The sequence below is a fragment of the Micromonospora sp. NBC_00330 genome (assembly GCF_036136635.1).
In the GTDB taxonomy this organism is placed as follows: Bacteria; Actinomycetota; Actinomycetes; order Mycobacteriales; family Micromonosporaceae; genus Micromonospora; species Micromonospora salmantinae.
The window spans coordinates 4,062,362-4,081,367 of sequence record NZ_CP108012.1; the positions used below are offsets into that span (position 1 = coordinate 4,062,362).

At 73.3% G+C, this 19,006-nt stretch carries 15 protein-coding genes and 2 tRNA genes; 8 read left to right on the forward strand and 9 right to left on the reverse strand.

Annotated elements, in window-relative coordinates; genetic code table 11:
* Window positions 1–2: 2 nt before the first annotated feature.
* From OG598_RS18235 to OG598_RS18255, 5 genes are all read right to left on the reverse strand, one after another.
* A complete protein-coding gene (locus OG598_RS18235) occupies window positions 3–1,493 on the reverse strand; it encodes a phosphatase PAP2 family protein (protein WP_328650300.1) in 1,491 nt (496 codons plus the stop codon).
* Between the two features lie 70 nt (window positions 1,494–1,563).
* Window positions 1,564–2,565 (reverse strand): YihY/virulence factor BrkB family protein, encoded by a 1,002-nt coding sequence (locus OG598_RS18240; RefSeq protein WP_328650301.1) that lies wholly within the window; start codon window positions 2,563–2,565, stop codon window positions 1,564–1,566.
* Window positions 2,558–3,562 carry a diacylglycerol/lipid kinase family protein gene (locus tag OG598_RS18245; protein ID WP_328650302.1) on the reverse strand — a complete coding sequence of 335 codons (1,005 nt, stop codon included), beginning with the start codon at window positions 3,560–3,562 and terminating at the stop codon, window positions 2,558–2,560. Before OG598_RS18245 ends, OG598_RS18240 begins: the two co-directional genes overlap by 8 nt.
* A gap of 93 nt (window positions 3,563–3,655) precedes the next feature.
* Complete coding sequence (locus tag OG598_RS18250; protein WP_328650303.1) at window positions 3,656–4,234, reverse strand: Clp protease N-terminal domain-containing protein; 579 nt, start codon at window positions 4,232–4,234, stop codon at window positions 3,656–3,658.
* Window positions 4,234–4,470: an HTH domain-containing protein gene (locus tag OG598_RS18255; RefSeq protein ID WP_030336062.1), complete on the reverse strand. Its 237-nt coding sequence runs from the start codon at window positions 4,468–4,470 to the stop codon at window positions 4,234–4,236. The genes OG598_RS18250 and OG598_RS18255 overlap by 1 nt, the downstream gene beginning before the upstream one ends.
* Before the next feature lie 152 nt (window positions 4,471–4,622).
* On the opposite strand from OG598_RS18255, the gene OG598_RS18260 reads away from it, so the two are divergent.
* From OG598_RS18260 to OG598_RS18270, 3 genes are all read left to right on the forward strand, one after another.
* Entirely contained in the window at window positions 4,623–5,483 is an 861-nt protein-coding gene (locus tag OG598_RS18260) for a universal stress protein (RefSeq protein ID WP_328650304.1), read from the forward strand.
* Between the two features lie 67 nt (window positions 5,484–5,550).
* On the forward strand, window positions 5,551–7,944 hold the full coding sequence (locus OG598_RS18265; RefSeq protein WP_328655364.1) for a phosphoketolase family protein: 2,394 nt from the start codon (window positions 5,551–5,553) through the stop codon (window positions 7,942–7,944).
* Window positions 7,905–8,798, forward strand: a complete 894-nt coding sequence (locus OG598_RS18270) for a universal stress protein (protein WP_442931314.1) — start codon at window positions 7,905–7,907, stop codon at window positions 8,796–8,798. Before OG598_RS18265 ends, OG598_RS18270 begins: the two co-directional genes overlap by 40 nt.
* Window positions 8,799–8,833: 35 nt before the next feature.
* Here OG598_RS18270 and OG598_RS18275 read toward each other — a convergent pair whose 3' ends face one another.
* Window positions 8,834–9,826, reverse strand: coding sequence for an NAD-dependent epimerase/dehydratase family protein (locus tag OG598_RS18275; RefSeq protein ID WP_328650306.1), 993 nt, complete (start codon window positions 9,824–9,826; stop codon window positions 8,834–8,836).
* A 185-nt stretch (window positions 9,827–10,011) separates the two neighbouring features.
* Here OG598_RS18275 and OG598_RS18280 point away from each other — a divergent pair, with 185 nt between their 5' ends.
* From OG598_RS18280 to OG598_RS18295, 4 genes are read left to right on the forward strand one after another with little or no spacing between them, the layout of a single operon-like run.
* On the forward strand, window positions 10,012–10,944 hold the full coding sequence (locus OG598_RS18280; protein ID WP_328650307.1) for an ABC transporter ATP-binding protein: 933 nt from the start codon (window positions 10,012–10,014) through the stop codon (window positions 10,942–10,944).
* On the forward strand, window positions 10,941–11,663 hold the full coding sequence (locus OG598_RS18285) for an ABC transporter ATP-binding protein (protein ID WP_328650308.1): 723 nt from the start codon (window positions 10,941–10,943) through the stop codon (window positions 11,661–11,663). The genes OG598_RS18280 and OG598_RS18285 overlap by 4 nt, the downstream gene beginning before the upstream one ends.
* 7 nt (window positions 11,664–11,670) lie before the next feature.
* Window positions 11,671–14,835, forward strand: coding sequence for a permease (locus OG598_RS18290; RefSeq protein ID WP_328650309.1), 3,165 nt, complete (start codon window positions 11,671–11,673; stop codon window positions 14,833–14,835).
* Window positions 14,832–17,591 (forward strand): FtsX-like permease family protein, encoded by a 2,760-nt coding sequence (locus OG598_RS18295; protein ID WP_328650310.1) that lies wholly within the window; start codon window positions 14,832–14,834, stop codon window positions 17,589–17,591. Before OG598_RS18290 ends, OG598_RS18295 begins: the two co-directional genes overlap by 4 nt.
* An 81-nt stretch (window positions 17,592–17,672) precedes the next feature.
* On the opposite strand, the gene OG598_RS18300 is transcribed toward OG598_RS18295, so the two are convergent.
* Window positions 17,673–17,747: transfer RNA gene (locus OG598_RS18300), tRNA-Val, on the reverse strand.
* Between the two features lie 26 nt (window positions 17,748–17,773).
* Window positions 17,774–17,846 (reverse strand) — tRNA-Gly (locus OG598_RS18305).
* Window positions 17,847–17,994: 148 nt separating this feature from the next.
* Between OG598_RS18305 and OG598_RS18310 the strand changes: the two genes are divergently transcribed.
* Complete coding sequence (locus tag OG598_RS18310; protein ID WP_091400768.1) at window positions 17,995–18,237, forward strand: DUF6458 family protein; 243 nt, start codon at window positions 17,995–17,997, stop codon at window positions 18,235–18,237.
* Window positions 18,238–18,402: 165 nt separating this feature from the next.
* On the opposite strand, the gene OG598_RS18315 is transcribed toward OG598_RS18310, so the two are convergent.
* The gene (locus OG598_RS18315) at window positions 18,403–18,984 is read right to left on the reverse strand and encodes a TetR/AcrR family transcriptional regulator (protein ID WP_328650311.1); all 582 of its coding nucleotides are present in this window, start codon (window positions 18,982–18,984) and stop codon (window positions 18,403–18,405) included.
* Window positions 18,985–19,006 lie beyond the last annotated feature (22 nt).

Genomic DNA, 19,006 nt, shown 5'->3' on the forward strand with positions numbered 1-19,006 from the left:
GCCTAGTCGGCTCGGCCGGCCCGCGCCAGCTCGTCGTCGAGGGTGTCCACGTCCTCCGACTCGATGGCCGGTCGGTTGCCTTCCTTCAGGTCCTCGTTGGGGCGGATCACCAGGTAGAGCAAGCCGATCCAGAGCGCGGAGAGCAGGATCGCGCCCATGAAGTCGGTCGGGTGGTGCATCCCCCGGTACATCCGGGAGGTGGCCACCCCGACCGGCATGAGCACCGCCAGCGCCACGAAGATCCAACGCCACCACCGGTCGGTACGCGGGAACACGACGAGGGTGATCGCCAGCCAGACGCAGATCGTCGCCGCGATGTGCCCGGACGGGAACGACGAGGTGGGCATCTGCCCGTCCAGGTTCTCCACCGGCGGACGCGGCCGGTCGATCGCGCGGGCCGACGCGAGGAAGAGGGTCAACTCCCCCACCATCGCCAGCGCCACGAAGAGCACCGGGCGCCAGCGCCGCCACACCGCCAGCACCAGCGGGCAGAACACCAGCGAGATCAGCAGGATGGCATGGGTGTCACCGAACTTGCTCCACCACCAGCTGACGTCGGTCAGCACCTCGGTGTGCCGCTCGGCGAACCACTGCGGCACCTGGGTGTCGAGGGTGTCGAAGAAGGTGCCCTTGGCGTGGTAGCTGACGTACGTGCCGAAGCCGTACAGCGCCCCGAACACGATCACCCAGCCGACCAGCAGCTCGGCCACCGCCGAGCGGGGATGAGCGAGCACGTGTTCCTCGGCCGGGGCGGGGGCGATGTCGTGCCCCGCCTCCGGCTCCAGGCCCTCGGTCAGCGGCGGGACCGGCCGCCCCCGCTCCCGCCGCCACAGTCGGAAGGCGTACGCGGTGACGCCCAGCCAGGCGGCCCCGAGCAGCCAGGCCGCCAGCACGTCGGAGACGAAGTGCACGCCCAGCGCGATCCGGGTCAGCCCGACCAGTGCCACCAGCACACCGACGCCGACGATGGCCGGCTTGCGCCAGCGGGGCGCCATCGCCGGCAGGAACACCAGCAGCAGCGCTCCGTACGCGACGAACGAGCCGAGCGCGTGCCCGCTCGGGAAGCTGTTGCCGGGCGCGCTGGCGATCGGCACGTCCACTACCGGGCGGAGCCGGCCGACGAGCGTCTTCAGTGACGGGTCGAGGATCAGGCCACCGACCCCCGTGATGATCAGGTAGACGGCGAGTCGGGGCTGCCGCCGGATCAGCAGCCCGACCACGGCGATGGTGACCAGCCAGATGAGGATCGGCCGGCCGCCCAGGTCCGTCACCGCCTGGAGCACTGTGACCAGCGCGTGGTGCGGGGCGACGAGCCCGTTGAACCACTCGGCGAGCCCGTGGTCGACATCCTGCAACGGGCTCCACTGCACCCGGACGAGCAACAACAGCAGCCCGAAGGCCACCCCGGCACCGGTGACGGCCACCAGACCGGCAATGCTCCGTTCGGCGAAATGACCGATCGGACGCTGCGCCACCTCTTTGACCGCGGTCACCCCGCACCTCCCTTGTCGCCTCTGGCGAGGCGCTTTACCCGATCCGCGTCCGTCGTACACGCCGGTGCCGCTAGAGCGCCGACATGTCCCCGGTGTCGTACAGCTCGGCGCGGTCCGGGTCGGGCTCCCACAGATCCGGTTGGGCGGGCTCCCGCGCACCGATGCGCAGCGCCTCCAGTTGGGCGGCGAAGGACAGCCCGCCGAAGAGCGCCATCCCGGTCAGGTTGGCCCAGAGCAGCAGCGCCATCATGCCGGTCAGGGCGCCGTAGGTCTGCCCGAAACCGTCACTGAACCGCACGTACGCGGCGAGCAGCAGGCTGGCCAGCCACCACAGCGCCGTGGCGATGCCGGCGCCGAACAACAGCCAGGACAGGCCGGGCTGGTTGCGGCGCGGCGCGTGCCGGAACAGCACGGCCACGGCGACGACTGTCAGCCCGAGACTCAGCGGGAAGCGGATCACGTCCCAGATGCCGTTGGCGACCGCACCCCACTCGTAGTGTTCGCGGACCGAGTCGCCGATCGCGCCGCCGCCGACCAGGATCAGGAAGCCGGCGAGCGCGGGCAGACCGGCGGTGACGGCCAGCACGGCGGCCCGCAGGTACTTGCGCAGCGCCGGGCGGTCCCGCTCGACGCCGTAGATGCGGTTGGCGCCCCGCTCGATCTGAGCCATCGTGGTGGTGAGCGCGAAGAGGCCGGTGAGCAGACCGAGGGTGAGCGCCAACTCCCCGGCGTCCTCGACGCGTTCGCCCTCGCCGAGCAGCTCGCCGACCATCTGCGCGCTCTGGCCGGGGGTGAGCGCCAGGACGGTGTCGGCGACCACCTGGCCGCCCTCCTCGACGCCCAGCTCGCTGATCAGGCCGGTGAGGGCGATCAGGAACGGCACCACGGCGAGGCAGAGTTGCAGCGCGAAGGCCCGGGAGTGGCTGAACCCGTCGCCGTAGCGGAACCGGATGAACGCGTCCCGCAGCAGGTGCCAGCCGCCCTGCCCGCGCAGTGTGTGCCAGGCGTCGTCGGCGGACAGCTCCTCGTCGGCCATCAGCCGGGTCTCCGGCACGATGCGGGTACTACTCACTGCGGGCTTCCTCGATCAGCTGCTCGCCCCGCTCCCCGGCACCTTGCGCGTCGACGGCCAGGTCGGGGGCGTCCTCGGGCTGGGGGACGCAGAGCCAGAGCGCCTGCGGTCGGACCTCCGCCCGCAACTGCCGACCCGGGGAGATCAGGTCGCCGTCCAACTCCCGAGGTTGCGCCCGGTTGCTGGTGACCACCACCCGCCGGCCCCGGAAGATCTCGAGCTGCGGCACCTGGCCGCTGCGGCGGATCACCGCCCAGCCGAGGGCGAGCCAGTGTCGCAGGTTGCGCGGGGTGAGCACGGCGACGTCGAGCCAGCCGTCGTCCGGCTCGGCCTCGGTCAGCAGGGTCACGCCGCCCTGCAGTCGGCCGACGTTGGCGATCAGGACCGAACGGGCCCGGCGGCGCAACGGAGGCCGGTCGTCGATGCGGATCTTCACCCGCATCGGCCGGTCCCGTAGGTGGCGGGCGGCACCCATCACGTACGCCGGCCAGCCGATGCGGGCCTTGGTGGTCTCGTTGGTGGCTTCGAGCATCTGGGCGTCGAAGCCCATGCCGGCCATCACTGTGAAGTACTTGTCCTCGACAGCGCCGACGTCGAGCAGCCGCCGGCCGCGTTCGACGGCGACCTGCAACCCGGCGGCCAGGTCGGTGGAGAGCCCCAGGTTGGCGGCGAGCAGGTTGCCGGTGCCCTGCGGCAGCACGGCGAGTGCCACGTCCGTGCCGACCAACCCGCTGACGCAGGACATCACTGTGCCGTCGCCCCCGCAGGCGAAGACCAGGTCGACGCCGGCCTTGACGGCCTGCTCGGTCTGGCCGCGACCCGGGTCGTCGACTGTCGTCTCGTACCACTGCGGCGCGGGCCAGCCGGCCGCGGTCAGGGCGTCGTCGACGGTACGGCGCAACTCGTCGAGATCGTCGACCTTGACCGGATTGACCACCACCGCGGAGCGCAACCCGCCGTCGCCGCCCGAGGGCCGCCTGTCCTGTCCAGCATCCACGGCGCCAGTGTGCAGCACCCGGACGGCTTCAGCGACCCGGTGACCGGCGCGCGTCGGAAGTGCCACAGACAGGTTTCAACCCGGCCCCACCCGTCAGGCCGCCGCCCGCAGTGCGAGCTCCACCCGCCGGCGCAGATCGTCGAGGTCGACCCCGGACTCGGTGAGCACCAACGCGCCCAGCCCGTTGCCCTCCCGGAGCACCCCGAGCAGGATGTGTTCGGTGCCGATGTGGCGGTGGCGCAGCCGAATGGCCTCCCGCAGGGACAGCTCCAGCGCCTTCTTCGAGCGGGACGAGAACGGGCCGCCGAGGTACCGCTTACGCCCCCAGCGGCGGCGCGGCGCCGGCACCGCCTCCCGTAGCGCGTCCGGGCCGAAGGACTGCTCGATGCGGGCCACGATCGCGGCCAGGTCGATGCCGATCTCCCGTAGCGCCGCCGCGTCCGCGTCGCCCAGACCGACGCCACCGCTGGCGGTGTGCCGGCGGACGCGTTCGCGCAGGTCGTCGGCGCGTACGCCGGCGTCGGCGAGCACCCGGCTGGCCAGCCCGGCGTCGTCGGCGAGCAGGGCGAGCAGCAGGTGCTCGGTGCCGACCGGGCGTTGGCCCTCGACCCGCGCCTCCTCCAGCGCCCGTCGCACCACGTCGCGTGCCCGGTCGGTGAATCGTTCGAACATCACGCCTCCCAGGATGAGTTGACCGCCGGTCGCCCGGCGTGCTTCTTGTGCACTGCCTGCCGGCTGACCTCGAGCGTGTCGGCGATCTCCTGCCAGGACCAGCCCTGTCGTCGGGCGTTGTCGACCTGGACCACCTCGAGCCGCTCGAGGAGCCGGCGTAGCGCGCGGACGGCGCGCAGCCCGACCCGGGGGTCGGTGCTGCCGGCTGCCGCCGCGAGTTCTGTCGCCTGACTCATGCCGTCAACATACGTTGACAGCCCCTGCCGTGTCAACCCTGGTTGACGATCGGCGGCCACAGCGGATCGGACCCGCCACCGTACTCATCCGACTACCCTCGGTCAGGGACAGCTTGGTCGTGCCGGGCGCGACGCCCGGGAGGTGATATCGGATGGCCGTACCCGCCGACGCAGCGGTGCTGGTCGGCCTCGGGTCGGAACTCGACCTTCCGGTCGTCGAACAGGCCGCGCAGGAGGCCGCCGGACACGGCCGGCCACTGCACCTGCTGCACACCTTCGACTGGCGCGCGGCCTTCGCCGCGGACACCGTCGCCGCACCCCGCGACCAGGCCGAAGACCTGATCACCCGGGCCGCCCAACTCGCCCACCAGACCGAGCCAGGGCTGACCGTCCGCGGGGAGATCGTCGAGAGCGCCATGCTGCCCACCCTCATCCGCCGCTCGGAGGGCACCTTCCTGCTGGCCGTCGGCGACAGCGGCATGGCCGGCAGCGGCCAGTGCGTTCCGGCCGAGACCACAGCCGTGCAGTTGGCCGCACGCGCCGGCTGCCCCCTGTTGGTGGTCCGGCGTGAGCCGCCGCCGCAGGGCCCGGTGCTGGTGGGCGTGGACGGCTCCCCCAGCTCACACCTCGCCCTCCAGTGGGCCGTGCAGTGCGCGGCCCGCCGGGGCGCCCGACTGCTGGCGCTGCGGGTGGTCGAGTACGACGAGGACACCGACGCGGTCGCCGAGCAGCTCACCGAGGCACTGGCCCGGCACACCGGCCGCGACAACACGGTGCCGACCGAGTGTCGCGTGGTACGCGGCGACCCCGCCGAGGTGCTGATCGACACCTCCCGCAGCGCGCAGGTGGCGCTGGTCGCCGCCCGCGGCGACGAACCGGGGCGGGCCATGCTGGGCGCTGTCGCCCAGTCCCTGCTCTACCACTCCCCGGCCCCGGTGGTCGTCGTCCGCGGCCTGGCCGAGGCGCCGCTGACCGGGCCCGGCGCCCGCCCGGAGCGGGACCAACGGCCCTGACCCGGGGCGTGCGCAGCGGCCAGGCTGGACGCCGGACGCCCCACTCCTACCCGCGAGAGGCAGCATGATGGAGACCGCTCTCGACGTGCACCGCGCCCTCACCGACGACGAGCTGCGCCGGTTGGACGCCTACTGGCGCGCCGCGAACTACCTCACCGTCGGCCAGATCTACCTGCTCGACAATCCGCTGCTGCGCGAGCCGCTGACCCCCGACGACATCAAACCCCGCCTGCTCGGGCACTGGGGCACCAGCCCCGGCCTCAACCTGATCTACGCCCACCTCAACCGGGTGATCGTGGCGCGCGACCTCGACGCCATGCTGGTCACCGGCCCCGGTCACGGCGGGCCGGCCATCGTGGCAAACACCTGGCTGGAGGGCACCTGGTCGGAGCGCTACCACGACGTGGCCCGCGACGAGGCCGGGATGTCCCGGCTCTTCCGCCAGTTCTCCTTCCCAGGCGGCATCCCCAGCCATGTCGCGGCGGACGTGCCGGGTTCGATCCACGAGGGCGGCGAGCTCGGGTACGCGTTGAGCCACGCCTACGGCGCCGCGTTCGACCACCCGGACCTGCTGGTGGCCTGCGTGATCGGCGACGGCGAGGCGGAGACCGGGCCACTGGCCGGCAGTTGGCTCTCCGACGTGTTCCTCAACCCGGCGCGCGACGGCGCGGTGCTGCCCATCCTGCACCTCAACGGCTACAAGATCGCCAACCCGACAGTGCTGTCCCGGATCCCCGAGACCGACCTGCTCGACCTCATGCGCGGATCCGGCTACCAGCCGTACGTGGTGGCCGGTGACGAGCCCGACCGGGTGCACCGGACCCTCGCCGCGACGCTGGACCGCGTGCTGGGCGAGATCGCCGAGATCCAGCGGCGGGCCCGCTCCGGAGGCGTCGTCGAACGCCCCCGCTGGCCGATGATCATTCTGCGGACGCCGAAGGGCTGGACCGGCCCGCGTGAGGTCGACGGCACCCAGGTGGAGGGCACCTACCGCGCCCACCAGGTGCCCCTGTCGGGCGTACGCGACAACCCGGCGCACCGGGCCGAGCTGGAGCGCTGGCTGCGCAGCTACCGGCCGGAGGAGCTGTTCGACGCGACCGGCGCGCCGGTGGAGGAGCTGCTGACGCTGCCGCCGCGCGGTGACCGGCGGATGAGCGCCAACCCGGTCACCAACGGCGGAGTGGTGCTGCGCGACCTGACCCTGCCGGACTTCCGCGACTACGGCGTGGAGGTTCCCGAACCGGGTACGCCGATCGCCGGCGCGACAGGGGTGCTCGGCCCCTGGATCCGCGACGTCATCAGCGCCAACCCGGAGACGTTCCGGCTGTTCGGCCCGGACGAGGTCGCGTCCAACCGACTGGGTGCGGCGTTCGAGGTGACCGACCGGGCCTGGGTGGCCGCCACAGTGCCCGGCGACGACCACCTCTCCCCCGACGGGCGGGTCATGGAGGTGCTCTCCGAGCACCTGTGCCAGGGCTGGCTGGAGGGCTACCTGCTGACCGGCCGGCACGGCGTGTTCACCAGCTACGAGGCGTTCATCCACATCGTCGACTCGATGCTCAACCAGCACGCCAAGTGGCTGAAGGTGACGCGGGCCATCCCCTGGCGACAACCGATCGCCTCGCTGAACTACCTGCTCTCCAGCCACGTCTGGCGGCAGGACCACAACGGCTTCTCCCACCAGGACCCGGGCTTCATCGACCACGTCGTCAACAAGAAGGCCGAGGTGGTGCGGGTCTATCTGCCGCCGGACGCCAACACGCTGCTCGCCACGATGGACCACTGCCTGCGCAGCCGGCACTACATCAACGTGGTGGTGGCCGGTAAGCAGGCCGCACCGAACTGGCTGACGATGACCGAGGCGATCCAGCACACCCGCCGTGGCCTGGGCATCTGGGAATGGGCCAGCAACGACGGCGGCACCGAACCGGACGTGGTGCTCGCCTGCTGCGGAGACGTCCCCACACTGGAGACGTTGGCCGCCGTCGAGCTGCTGCGCCAGAACCTGCCGGCGTTGAAGGTACGCCTGGTCAACGTGGTCGACCTGATGCGACTCCAGCCGGACACCGAGCACCCACACGGCCTGACCGACAACGAGTTCGACACCATCTTCACCCAGGACCGGCCGATCATCTTCGCGTACCACGGTTATCCGTGGCTGATCCACCGACTCACCTACCGCCGCACCAACCACGAGAACCTGCACGTGCGCGGTTACAAGGAGGAGGGCACCACCACCACTCCGTTCGACATGGTGATGCTCAACGACCTGGACCGCTTCCACCTGGTCATCGACGTCATCGACCGGGTGCCCGGGCTGGCCGCCAGCGCCGCGCACCTGCGCCAACGGATGGTCGACGCCCGACAGGCGGCCCGCGACTACACCCGCGAGTACGGCGAGGACGACCCCCAGGTCGCCGAATGGCGCTGGGTCCGCGAAACCGACCCGACCGCCCCCTGAAGGAGGACGACGTGCGCGACGCGGAGATCCTTGTCGGCTACGACGGCTCCACCGACGCCTCGGTGGCCCTGAACTGGGCAGTGGAGGAGGCGCGGCACAGCGGCCAGCCGGTGCGGCTGGCGTACGTCTTCGAATGGCTGACAGTGGCCAGTTGGGTCGGCCCGGGCGTGGCCCCCGGCGTGTGGCCGGACGACACCGCCCGCCGGCAGGTCGAGGACCTGGTCCGCAGCGCCGCTGCGGACGCCACCGCGGCGAACCCCGGGCTGCGGATCACCGGCGAGGTGTACGACGGGCCGCCCGCGCTGGTGTTGCAGGAACGCTCGGCGGAGGCCGGGATGCTGGTGCTGGGCAGCCGGGGTCACGGCGGCTTCGGCGGCCTGCTGGCCGGGTCGACGGCGGTCTCGGTCGCCGCGCACGCCCACTGCCCGGTCGTGGTGGTCCGGGACGGCGCCGGCACGTCGAGCGGTCCCATCGCGGTCGGGGTGGACGGCTCGGAACCGTCACTGGTGGCGCTCGGCTTCGCTGCCGAACGGGCGGCGCAGCGGCAACTTCCGCTGCGCGTCCTGCACGCCTGGACACCGGGCCCCGGCGGGGCCGCCGGGGTGCCCGACGAGCGGGCCGCCGTCGAACAGGCGCTGGAGCCGTGGCGGCGAACGTTCCCCGAGCTGGCGGTGACCGTCGACCTGGAGTCGACAAGCCCGTCGGCGATGCTGATCGAGGCGAGTCGGGACGCGCGGCTGGTAGTGGTCGGCAGCCGGGGCCGGGGCGGGCTGGCCGGCATGTTGCTCGGCTCGGTCAGCCAACAGCTCATCCAACACGCCAACTGCCCGGTCGCCGTGGTCCGCGAACGTTGATCACGACGTGCCGCTTCGGCCGACGGCGGCGTCGGTCAGGCGGCGAGCACGGCGGCCTCCACTGTCGGGTCCAGCCCGATCGAGCTGCGCTGCGGTCGTCCGGCGCGCGGCGGAACCGCACCGACCTCGCGCAGCCAGCGCCAGGTGTCCTCGACGGTTTCGGTCACCGGGCGGCAGGTCAACCCGGCGGCCAGTGCCCGGGTCACGTCCTGCTCCAGCAACCCCCGGTACGGGTGGCCGCGCGGCAGCCAGATCGGCAGGTCGCTCCACGGCTGCACCCCGGCGGCGAGGATCGACGCCGGATCGGTCCAGCGCAGCCGGGCGTCCGCGCCGGTGGCGGCCACGCACGCGTCGAGCAGCTCGCCCATCGTGGTCTGGGCCGGAGGGCCGACCGTGTTGAACGTGCCGCCCACCCGCCGGGCGCCCGCGTCGAGCACCCACCCCGCCAGGTCTCGGACGTCGACGTACTGCACCGGCAGGTCGGCCGGCGCGGGGGCGAGCACGTCGCCGCCCCGCTCGATGCGCCGTAGCCACCAGGGCAACCGGCCGATGTCCTCGCCCGGGCCCAGGATCAGGCCGGCCCGGGCGACCAGCGCACGCCGATCGAACACCTCCCGCACGGCGCGCTCGGCACCGGCCTTGAGCTGCGGGTAGTCGCCGTCGACGGAGCCCGGGTCGGCGTCCACCACCGGGGAGTCCTCATGCAACCCGGCTGCGGCGTGGTCGGTGTAGACCGAGCCGCTGGACACGTACACGTAGTGGCCGACCGCGTCGACCAGGGCGCGGGCGGCGTCGCCTGCGGCCCGAGGCGCACCGTCCCAGGTGTCCACAGCGACGTCCCACTCGCCGCCGGCCAGCGCCGCCAGGCCGTCCGCAGCGGTCCGGTCACCCCGCAACCGGTGTACGCCGGACGGCACCGTGCCGTGCATCCCCCGGTTGAACACCGTCACCGACCAGCCGCGGCGCACCGCCTCGGCGACGGTGGCCCCGCCCACGAAGCCCGTACCGCCCAGCACCAGCAGTCTCATGCGCTCCAGGGTGCCGGCGCCGGCCGGCGAAGGGCACCCCTGTTCGCCGGCAGCGGATCTGCCCGTGGCAGAACCCGAGGCGGTGCCGTCCAGAATGCGGAAAAGCCGCCCCGGGGATGGTCAACGGAGGTGCCGATTGCGAAACTGCTTCAATTCGCGTCAGCACAACCCGGACGGAGCAGGGAATGTCCAGCACACCGCTGTCCCTGCCGCAGCCATCCGCGCGGGCACCCGAGTTCGGCCGGGACGCGCTCATCGTCTGCGAGAACCTGGTGCGGATCTACCAGACCGGTTCGATCGAGGTGCAGGCACTTCAGGGACTCGACCTGGCCGTGGAGAGCGGTGAGCTGGTCGCCGTCGTCGGTGCCTCCGGGTCCGGCAAGTCGACACTGCTCTCCATCCTGGCCGGCATCGACGCCCCCACCGCCGGACGGGTCCGGGTCGACCGGTGGAATCTGCTGGCGATGTCCCGCGCGGACCGGGTGGACTACCGGCGGCACACCGTCGGGTTCGTACGGCAGCAGACGGCGAGCAACCTGATCCCTTACCTGACCGCACGGGAGATGGTGGACCTGCCGATGACGGCTGCCCGTACCGGGAAGCAGGAACGCCGGGAGCGCGCGGCCGAGCTGCTGGACAGCCTCGGTGTCGCCGACTGCGCCGATCGCCGCCCCGGGCAACTCTCCGGAGGGCAGCAGATGCGGGTCGCGATCGCGGTGGCGCTGGCCAACCAGCCGCGGGTCCTGCTCGCCGACGAGCCGACCGGCGAGCTGGACGCCGCCACGTCCGCGGAGGTCTTCGGCGTGCTGCGGGACGTCAACCGGCGCTACGGCGTCACAGTCGTCGTGGTGACCCATGATCCGGAGGTCAGCGGCCAGGTCGAACGGACCGTCGCGATCCGGGACGGGCGCACCAGCAGCGAGGTGCTGCGCCGCACCACCACGGACGCGGAGGGCGACACGCACATGATCGCCGAGGAGTACGCCGTGATGGACCGGGCCGGACGGGTCCAGGTGCCCCGCGAGTTCCGCCAGGCGCTGGCGCTGACCCGACGGGTCCGGCTGGCCCTGGAACCCGACCACATCACGATCCACCCCGACTCGGGAAGCGGCGAATGAGCAGCGAGCCGCTGCTGAGCGTGCGCGGGGTACAGCGGCGCTTCCGCACCGGGCCGACAGTCGTACACGCCCTGAACGGCGTGTCGTTCGACGTGGCCGCCGGGTCGATGGTGGCGCTCGTCGGCCGGTCCGGCTCGGGCAAGACCACCCTGCTCAACGTCATCGGCGGCCTGGACCGCCCGGACGCCGGCACCGTGCACGTCGATGGCACCGACGTCACAGCGCTCGACGAGGACGGCCTGTCCCGGCTGCGGCGCGAGAAGGTGTCGTACGTCTTCCAGAGTTTCGGGTTGATCCCGGTGCTGTCGGCGGCGGAGAACGTCGCGGCCCCGCTGCGGATGGCCCGCGTCGCCCCGACCGAGCGCGAGCGGCGGGTCGAGTTGCTGCTGGAGCTGATCGGCCTGGCCGACCACGCCCGGCAGCGGCCGGCCGAGCTGTCCGGCGGCCAGCAGCAGCGGGTGGCGATCGCCCGCGCGCTGGCCGCCTCGCCCCAGCTTCTGCTCGCCGACGAGCCCACCGGGCAACTGGACGCCGAGACGGGCCTGTCGGTGATGGCCCTACTGCGCGGGATAGTGGAATCCGAGGGCGTCACCGTACTGGTGTCGACTCACGACGCGGTGATGATGGCCCTGGCCGACCGGGTGATCCGCATCCACGACGGGCACCTCGACGAACAGGCGGCCGGGCCGCCGTACGCGCCAGTGCCGGACGCCGGGTGACGCGACGATGAGGCTGGTCAGGCGGCGCGCCCGCGCGCAGTGGCCGTTGCTGGCAGCCCTCCTCGGCGTCGTCACGATCGGCGCGACACTGCTGGGGACCTGCACCCTGCTGGTCACCCGCACCGCCGAGCGGGCGCTGGAGGTCGCCATGGCCCGCGCCGCACCCGCCGCCGTCGACGTGACCGTCTACACCGGCACCGTCGAGGGCCGGGACTCGCGGTCCGTCGCCGCCGACACCCGCACCGTGGTGGCCTCCACGCTGGCACCGTTCCCGGTGACGACAACCGCGCGGGCGTCGACGGTGCTGCGAGCGCTGCCACCCGCCCTCGCCACGGGCACCACCGTCGGAGCCCAGGCGTACCTGTCAGGGCTGGACGACCTGCCGACCCGAGCCGAACTGGTCACCGGACGCTGGCCACAGCAACCCGGTGACGCGGTGCTGCTGGAGTCCACCGCACAACTGCTCGGCCTCACCCCCGGCCGCCGGGTACGCCTCGGCGCCGAGCTGGCCCACGCGCCCGTCCCGGCCATCGACGTGGTCGTCGTCGGTGTGGTGCGCCCGCTGCCGGGGCGCGGCTGGGACCGTGACCCGCTGGCCGCGGCCGGCTCCGCCACCGGCTACCGGGACGGCCGCTTCCAGCAGCCGGTCAACGCCTACGGCCCGTTCCTCGTCGACCTCGCCGACCTGGTCACCACCGGTGCCACAGTCGACCGGCTGGAGGTCACCGCCCATCCGGACCTGTCCCACAGCAACCGCCACGACCTGGAGACCGTAGCGGCGGCCGTCGGCAGTGCCGACGGTCGGCTGGCGGGCACCCTCGGCGACCGCGTCCAGCTCGCACGAGTCGCCTCCGAACTTCCACTAACCCTGCGGGCCGCCGACGACCAACGGCACGTCACCGCCGCCGTCGTGCTCGCCATCGCCGCCCTCGGCGGTGTCCTGGCCGCGACGGCACTCGTCCTCGCCGGCCGGCTGACCACTGGCATACGCGCCGACGAGACCTCCCTGCGGACCGCCCTGGGCACCAGCCGTCGACAACTCGCCGCCACCGCGACACTCGAGGCCGGGCTCGTCGCCGCCGTCGCCGCCGCGATCGCGATACCGGCCTCGTCGGCCCTGCACGCCGGCCTGACCCACCTGCCGCCACTGGACGCCGCCGGCCTGACCGTCCGGCCGGCCATCGCCGGTGCCCAGGTCCTCGCGGTCGCCGGCGGCGCGCTCGTGCTCGCCGCCGTGCTCATCGTCCTGGCGATCCGGCCCGTCCCGGCAGCCGGCGACCAGCGCACCCGCCGCGAACTGCTGGCCCGATCCGGCGCCGACCTGATGCTCGCGATATTCGCCGCCGCCGGATGGTGGCAGCTGTACGCGCAGCCCACCGCCGCCAGCCCACGCGCCGACGCGGTCCGGGTGCTCGCACCGGCGCTGCTACTCACCGCGGGCGCCGCCCTGGCTCTCCGGGTGGTGCTGCCCGCCCTTCGTGGCGTCGACCGGTTGGCGTACCGCTCCCGCGGGCTGGCGCTTCCGCTGGCGGTCTCCGAGGCCGCCCGCCGGCCACAAGCAGTCGCCGCCGGCCTGCTCGTCGGGCTGGCCTGCGCGGCCGGAACCTTCGGCCTCGCCTTCGACGACACGTGGCACCAGTCGCAGCGCGACCAGGCCGCGCTCGCCGTCGGCACCGACCTGGCACTCACCCTCAGCACGGCGCCGGTGGCCGGAGACGGCGCGATCGTCGGCGCGGCCACCGCAGGGGCCGTGAGTCCGGTCCTCGACCGAGGCACCGCCGTCGGTCAGTGGCTCGGCGGCGCCGGCGACGCGCCGCGCCTGATCGCCGTCGACACCACCCGCGCCGACGCGCTGCTGCGCGGGCGGCTGGACAACGACAGCGGATGGGCGGACGTGGGTGCCTCGCTGGCGCCACACACCCGGGTCAACGGCCTGGCCGTTCCGGCTGGCGCCCCGCTCGTCCTGAGCGGGACCGCCGCCGGCGACACCCCGATCGCCGTGACGCCCCGGCTGATGCTGCAGGACGCCACCGGCCTCCGCACGTCCTGCACCGGTCCCGCCGTACCGCTCGACGGCCAGGAGTTCCGGCTGCCCGCCTGCGCGACGGCTGACGGGCTGCGCCTCGTCGCGGTCGCCCTGCCGGTCACCGCCGACGCGGTCGGCGGACCCGTCGCCGTAGCCGTCACACTCACCGTTCCGCCCGCCGGGTCGGCGGAAACACCCACCGACGGATCGGATTGGACCGCCACGTCCGCGCCGCCCGTCCCGAGCAGGTTGAGCGACCCGACCGTCACGGTGTCCGCCACCCCGACGGGAACCACGCTGCGGATGGCCGCGACCGTCGACCTCGGCGGCGCCGAGGACGCCGCCCGGACCCTCGTCGCCACCGCCTTCCCGGACCCCGGCCCAGTGCCCGTCGCCGTCTCCGCCCGCTTCGCCAGCGAGGTCGGCGCCGAGAACGGCAGCAAGCTCAGCGTCACTGTCGGCATCACGCCCGTCCAGGTCGTCGTCGCCGAGGTCGTGCCGACCGTACCGTCCGCCCCCGGCGCGGTCGCCGTCCTGGCCGACCTGGACACGCTGTCGCGCGCACGTGCCGTCACCGGCGACCTGACGTTCCCGGTCGACGCCTGGTGGGTCGGCCACCCGGCCGGCCCCGGCGCCGCCGAGCGGGCCACCGCCCTGCACCTGGGCACCGTCGTGACCCGCGAGGCGGAGACCGCCCGCCTCACCGGCGGCCCGCTGCTCGCCGGGCTGCCGGCCGCGCTCCGCCTCATCGTCCCGGCTGCGGCCCTGCTGCTGTTGGCCGGCGTCGTCCTGCACGTCACCTGTGACCTCCAGGCCCGCGCCGTCGAGGTGACGCGGCTGCGCGGCCTGGGGATGTCCCGGCGCGGCATCCGGGCCGTGCTGCTCGGCCAGCACGCCGGCATCCTGCTGCCCCTGCTCGCGGCGGGCGCCGTCGTCGGCGCGCTCGCCACCCGCGTCGCCGCTCCCCTGCTCGTGCGCTCCGAAACCGGCGCCGCGCCCGTCCCGACCACCGAGGCACACTGGCCGTGGCCAGCCGAGGCCGCACTGCTCGCCGTACTGCTGGCCGGATGCATGCTGGCGGTCGCCGTCGTGGTCACCGTCCAGGTCCGCCGGGCCGACGCCGCGCACCTGCGGGTGGCCCCGTGAAGCGGTGGCTGACCCGCCGGCGGCCGGCGCTGCACTGGCCCAGCATCCGCGGCCGCGGCCGTGCCGACGCCGGACCGCTGCTGCTCACCGCCGCCGTCATCGCGGCCGTCGCGCTGCTCGCCGGGGCCGCGCCGGTGCTGCTCCGCGCCGCCGCCGACAAGGCCGTCCAGGACACGGTCCGCCGAGCCGGCAACGACTCGAACGTCCTCGTACGCGCCAACTGGGAACGCGACGACGGGCCGACAGGCGGGAGGGTCCGGATGCCCAGGCTCGCCGAGGACCTCGACAACTTCCGCGCCCGGGCGACATCGGCGCTCGGGCCCGATCTGGACGCCGCGCTGCTCCCACCCCTCGCCGCTGTCAACGGCCCGGTCCTCACCATCACCGACGGCAGCGCGCCGCGCACCTTCCAGTTCACCTACCTGGCCGGTGACCTCGGCGGCCCGGACGTGACCTGGGTCGCCGGCAGCCCGCCCGGCCCCGCCGTCTCCGACGAGTACGTCGAGGTCCCCTACGACGGACCGCCCTGGCCGGTGCAGGTCGGCCTCTCCGAGGTGGACGCCGCCGCACTCGACCTCGGCCCCGGCGATCGGATCCCGGTCAGCGACGGCCGGGGTCGCGACACTGACGTACGGATCAGCGGGATCTACCGACCCGCAGACAGCGCCGACCCGGCCTGGCGGCTCGCCCCGGCGCTCCTGCGCCCCGTGCCCGGCGCCGACGGCGTGGGGACCACCCGGTTCGGCGGCCTGCTGTCGCGCGAGTCGTTACCGGACGCCCGACTCGCCGTCGACGAGGACCAACTACGGCGCGCTGTCCACTTCGCACCCGTTCCCGACGCGCTCACCAGGGACGCCACCGCGGCGCTCGCCAGCCAGGTGGTCAAGCTCAAGGCAACCTCCGGCTCGTCGAGCGACCGCGAGCAATCACTGAAGTGGGAATCGCAACTCGACACCGTCCTGCGCGACGCCCGCGCCCGGAACAACGCCGCTTCCACACAGGCCGCCGTCCTGCTCGCCGGGGTGTTGACCGCCACGGTGCTGGTCCTGCTGCTCGCCGCCGACCTGCTGGTCCGCCGCCGTACCCCGGTGCTGAGCGCCGCCCGGCAGCGTGGGGCGGCGCTACCCGACCTCGGTGCGGAACTGATCATCGAGTCCATCGTGGTGTCAGTGTCGGCCGCCGCCGTCGGGCTCGCGCTCGCGCGCGTTGCCGCTCCGGGCGTCTCCTGGACCTGGGCCGTTCCCGTGGTCCTGGCCGGCGCTCTCGCCGGGCCGGCGTTCGGCACCCTCGCCGCCGCCCGCGCCAGCCGGGACCGGCGCCAACCCGCCAACCCGGCCGCTCGGCGCTGGATCCGCGCCACCGGTCAGTTGCGCCGCGCCGCAGTGGAGGCCGCCGTCCTGATCGCCGCGGTCGCCGCCTTCGTCACACTGCACCAGCGCGGGCTCCTGCCCGCCGCCTCCGACGATGACACCGGTGAGCTGACCGGCGACCTCATCCTGCCGATCAGTGCCCTCGCTCTGGGCGCGCTCGTCGGCGCGCTCGTCCTGCTCCGGCTACTGCCCCTCGGGGCGTGGTTCGCGCTCCGACAGGCCCTGCGCTCACGCCGCCCGCTGGCCGTGTTCAGTGCCGCCCAGGCGGCCACGACGGCCGGGCGTGCGCTGCCGCTGCTGGTTCTGGTCAGCACCACGGCGCTCGCGTCGTTCGCGCTCATCCTCGGCGCCACCGTCACCCGGGGCCTGACCGACGGCGCGTGGAGCACCGTCGGCGCCGACGCCCGCCTCGACGTCGGCGCCGACGCCGAGGCCGCCACGCCCGCACTCGCCGAGCGCATCGCCGATGCACCGGGGGTAGAGCAGGTAGTCGTCGCGCAGGTGACCGACTCGGCACGCGTCTTCACCGAGTCGACACTGCTCACCCCACGCCTGGTCATCGTGGACACCGCAGCGTTCCGGCGCCTGCTGGCCACCACTCCGCTGCCCGACGCGCCGGCGTTGGCCCGGCTCACGGCACCCGGTCCTGGCCTCGGGGAGATCCCAGCGTTGGTCCGCTCAAGTGACGGCCATCTGCGCACCGGCATGCGGCTGCAGCTACCCCGGGACGGCGCCCCGGCGATCCGACTCGCCGCCGTCGGTACCGCTCCCTCAGTCGGCGGCGTCAACGACGTCGTCATCGTGGACGCCGCGACCCTCGCCGACGCCGGGCTGCCCGCCGTTCCGAATACCGTCTGGGTGACCGGCCCCGGCGCGGGGCGGGCCGTGTCGAACACCGGAGTCGCCTCCGACGTCGTGCTGCGTGCGGACGTCCTGCGGGCGCAGCGGGTGGCGCCGCTCACGGCAGGGCTGGTACGGCTGGCGTGGACGGCCGCAGGGGTGCTGCTGGCCCTGGGGTTGCTCGGCCTCGCGCTCGCCGCCGCCGCCGGTGCGTCGGAGCGGTGGCAGACCCTGACCCGGCTGCGGACCCTCGGCCTGCGGCCGCGCGACGCCCGCTGGGTCGCCGCCGGAGAGCTGCTGCCGCCGGTAGTGGTCACCGCGGTGTACGGCCCGCTACTCGGGGCCCTGCTCGCACGCCTGACGCTCGGCCCGCTCGACCTGCGGCTGCTCACCGGCCAGGCCGCCGACCCGGCGGCGGTCCTGCCGTGGTGGCTGCTGGGCCTGGTGAGCGTGGCGCTGCTGGCGACGGCCGCCACTGTCGTACCTGTCGAGTCGGCGCTGCGGCGACGGGACCGGCTGAGCGAGGTGCTCCGCGCCGGCGAGTGACCGAGGGTCTCCCCGTGCGGAAGCAGAAACGACGAGACCCGTTACCGGATATCCGGTAACGGGTCATCTGATCCGCAGGGATGGTGGGCGATACTGGGTTTGAACCAGTGACCTCTTCCGTGTCAAGGAAGCGCGCTCCCACTGCGCCAATCGCCCGTGGCGGCCCCGTGGGGCGCATCGCGAGCGGACGACGGGATTCGAACCCGCGACCCTCACCTTGGCAAGGTGATGCGCTACCAGCTGCGCTACGTCCGCACGTCCCCGGCAAGCGCCGGCGACAGGTGAACTCTACCCGATGCCAAGATCGCTTGGAAACGGCACCCTGGCGGGTCGCGGTTGCGCTGGTCCCGACCGGGGTACTGAAGGGCTCGACAGCGCACCACACCCCCTTAAGGAGGCTGTCGTGGGTATCGGCACCAGCATCTTCCTGATCGCGCTCGGCGCGATCCTCACCTTCGCACTGGACGCGAGCGTCGGCGGCATCAACCTCGACGTGGTCGGTTGGATCCTGATGGGCGCCGGCGTGCTCGGCCTGATCATGACCACGCTGATCTGGGGTCGCCGCCGCCAGGTCGTCACCACCACCGAGCAGCCGGTGGAGTACCGCCAGGTCGAGGAGCGGCGGGACATCGCGCCGCCGCTGTGACCGGCCAACTCCACCGCTGGCGTAGCCGCCAGACCAACTTGTTCCGGGCCGGCCGCCTCGCCAAAGGCGGCCGGCCCCTCCGCAAACGCGATCGGTGGCACTGCAGAAGGGCCACGCGCGGCGTGTCGAGTGGCTGAACTGCCAACGTCCGACACGCGGGACACGCTAGTCCAGGCAGGTGAGCGCGACCTCGGCGTAGCGCGTCAGCGCCGCCCGGTCCGGGTTGATGGCACCCATCACCCGCAGGCCCTGGAGGCTGGTCACCAGGAAGCCGGCCAGGTCGGTGGCGCTGCGGTCGGTTTTGATCTGACCCCGCAACTGCGCCTCGGCGAGCAGGTCGTAGAGCGCCAACTCCAGGGACTGGGTGGTCGAGCGAAGCCGCTCGGCGACCCGCACATCCTGGTGCGCCCGTTCCATCGACGCCCCGACGATGAGGCAGGAGAGGTGCCGGCCGTCGCCGGTGATGTCGTCCACAGTGCCGATGAACACCTCACGGATGACCGCCCGCGCGTCGTTGCCCGAGCGCAGCAGATCGACCATCGGTGTGGCGTAGCGCTGCCGGTACAGGTCGAGCACCGCCAGGTAGAGGCCGTCCTTGCTGCCGAACGCCGCGTAGATCGAGCCGCTGCCCAGGCCGGTCGCCTCGGAGAGGTCCCGCATGGAGGTGCCCTCGTAGCCCTTGCTCCGGAACACGTCCATGGCAGCGTCGACCGCGGCGTCGAGGTCGAACTCACGGGTGCGGGCCATGACTCGAACGCTACCCTGTATC

Bases quoted from the DNA above. Each gene is read 5' to 3' on its own strand.
- OG598_RS18250 (WP_328650303.1), bottom strand. From the start codon at position 4,234: ATGTTCGAACGATTCACCGACCGGGCACGCGACGTGGTGCGACGGGCG.
- OG598_RS18290 (WP_328650309.1), top strand. From the start codon at position 11,671: ATGAGGCTGGTCAGGCGGCGCGCCCGCGCGCAGTGGCCGTTGCTGGCA.
- OG598_RS18315 (WP_328650311.1), bottom strand. From the start codon at position 18,984: ATGGCCCGCACCCGTGAGTTCGACCTCGACGCCGCGGTCGACGCTGCC.
- OG598_RS18275 (WP_328650306.1), bottom strand. From the start codon at position 9,826: ATGAGACTGCTGGTGCTGGGCGGTACGGGCTTCGTGGGCGGGGCCACC.
- OG598_RS18255 (WP_030336062.1), bottom strand. From the start codon at position 4,470: ATGAGTCAGGCGACAGAACTCGCGGCGGCAGCCGGCAGCACCGACCCC.
- OG598_RS18280 (WP_328650307.1), top strand. From the start codon at position 10,012: ATGTCCAGCACACCGCTGTCCCTGCCGCAGCCATCCGCGCGGGCACCC.
- OG598_RS18260 (WP_328650304.1), top strand. From the start codon at position 4,623: ATGGCCGTACCCGCCGACGCAGCGGTGCTGGTCGGCCTCGGGTCGGAA.
- OG598_RS18270 (WP_442931314.1), top strand. From the start codon at position 7,905: ATGGCGCTGGGTCCGCGAAACCGACCCGACCGCCCCCTGAAGGAGGAC.
- OG598_RS18265 (WP_328655364.1), top strand. From the start codon at position 5,551: ATGGAGACCGCTCTCGACGTGCACCGCGCCCTCACCGACGACGAGCTG.
- OG598_RS18285 (WP_328650308.1), top strand. From the start codon at position 10,941: ATGAGCAGCGAGCCGCTGCTGAGCGTGCGCGGGGTACAGCGGCGCTTC.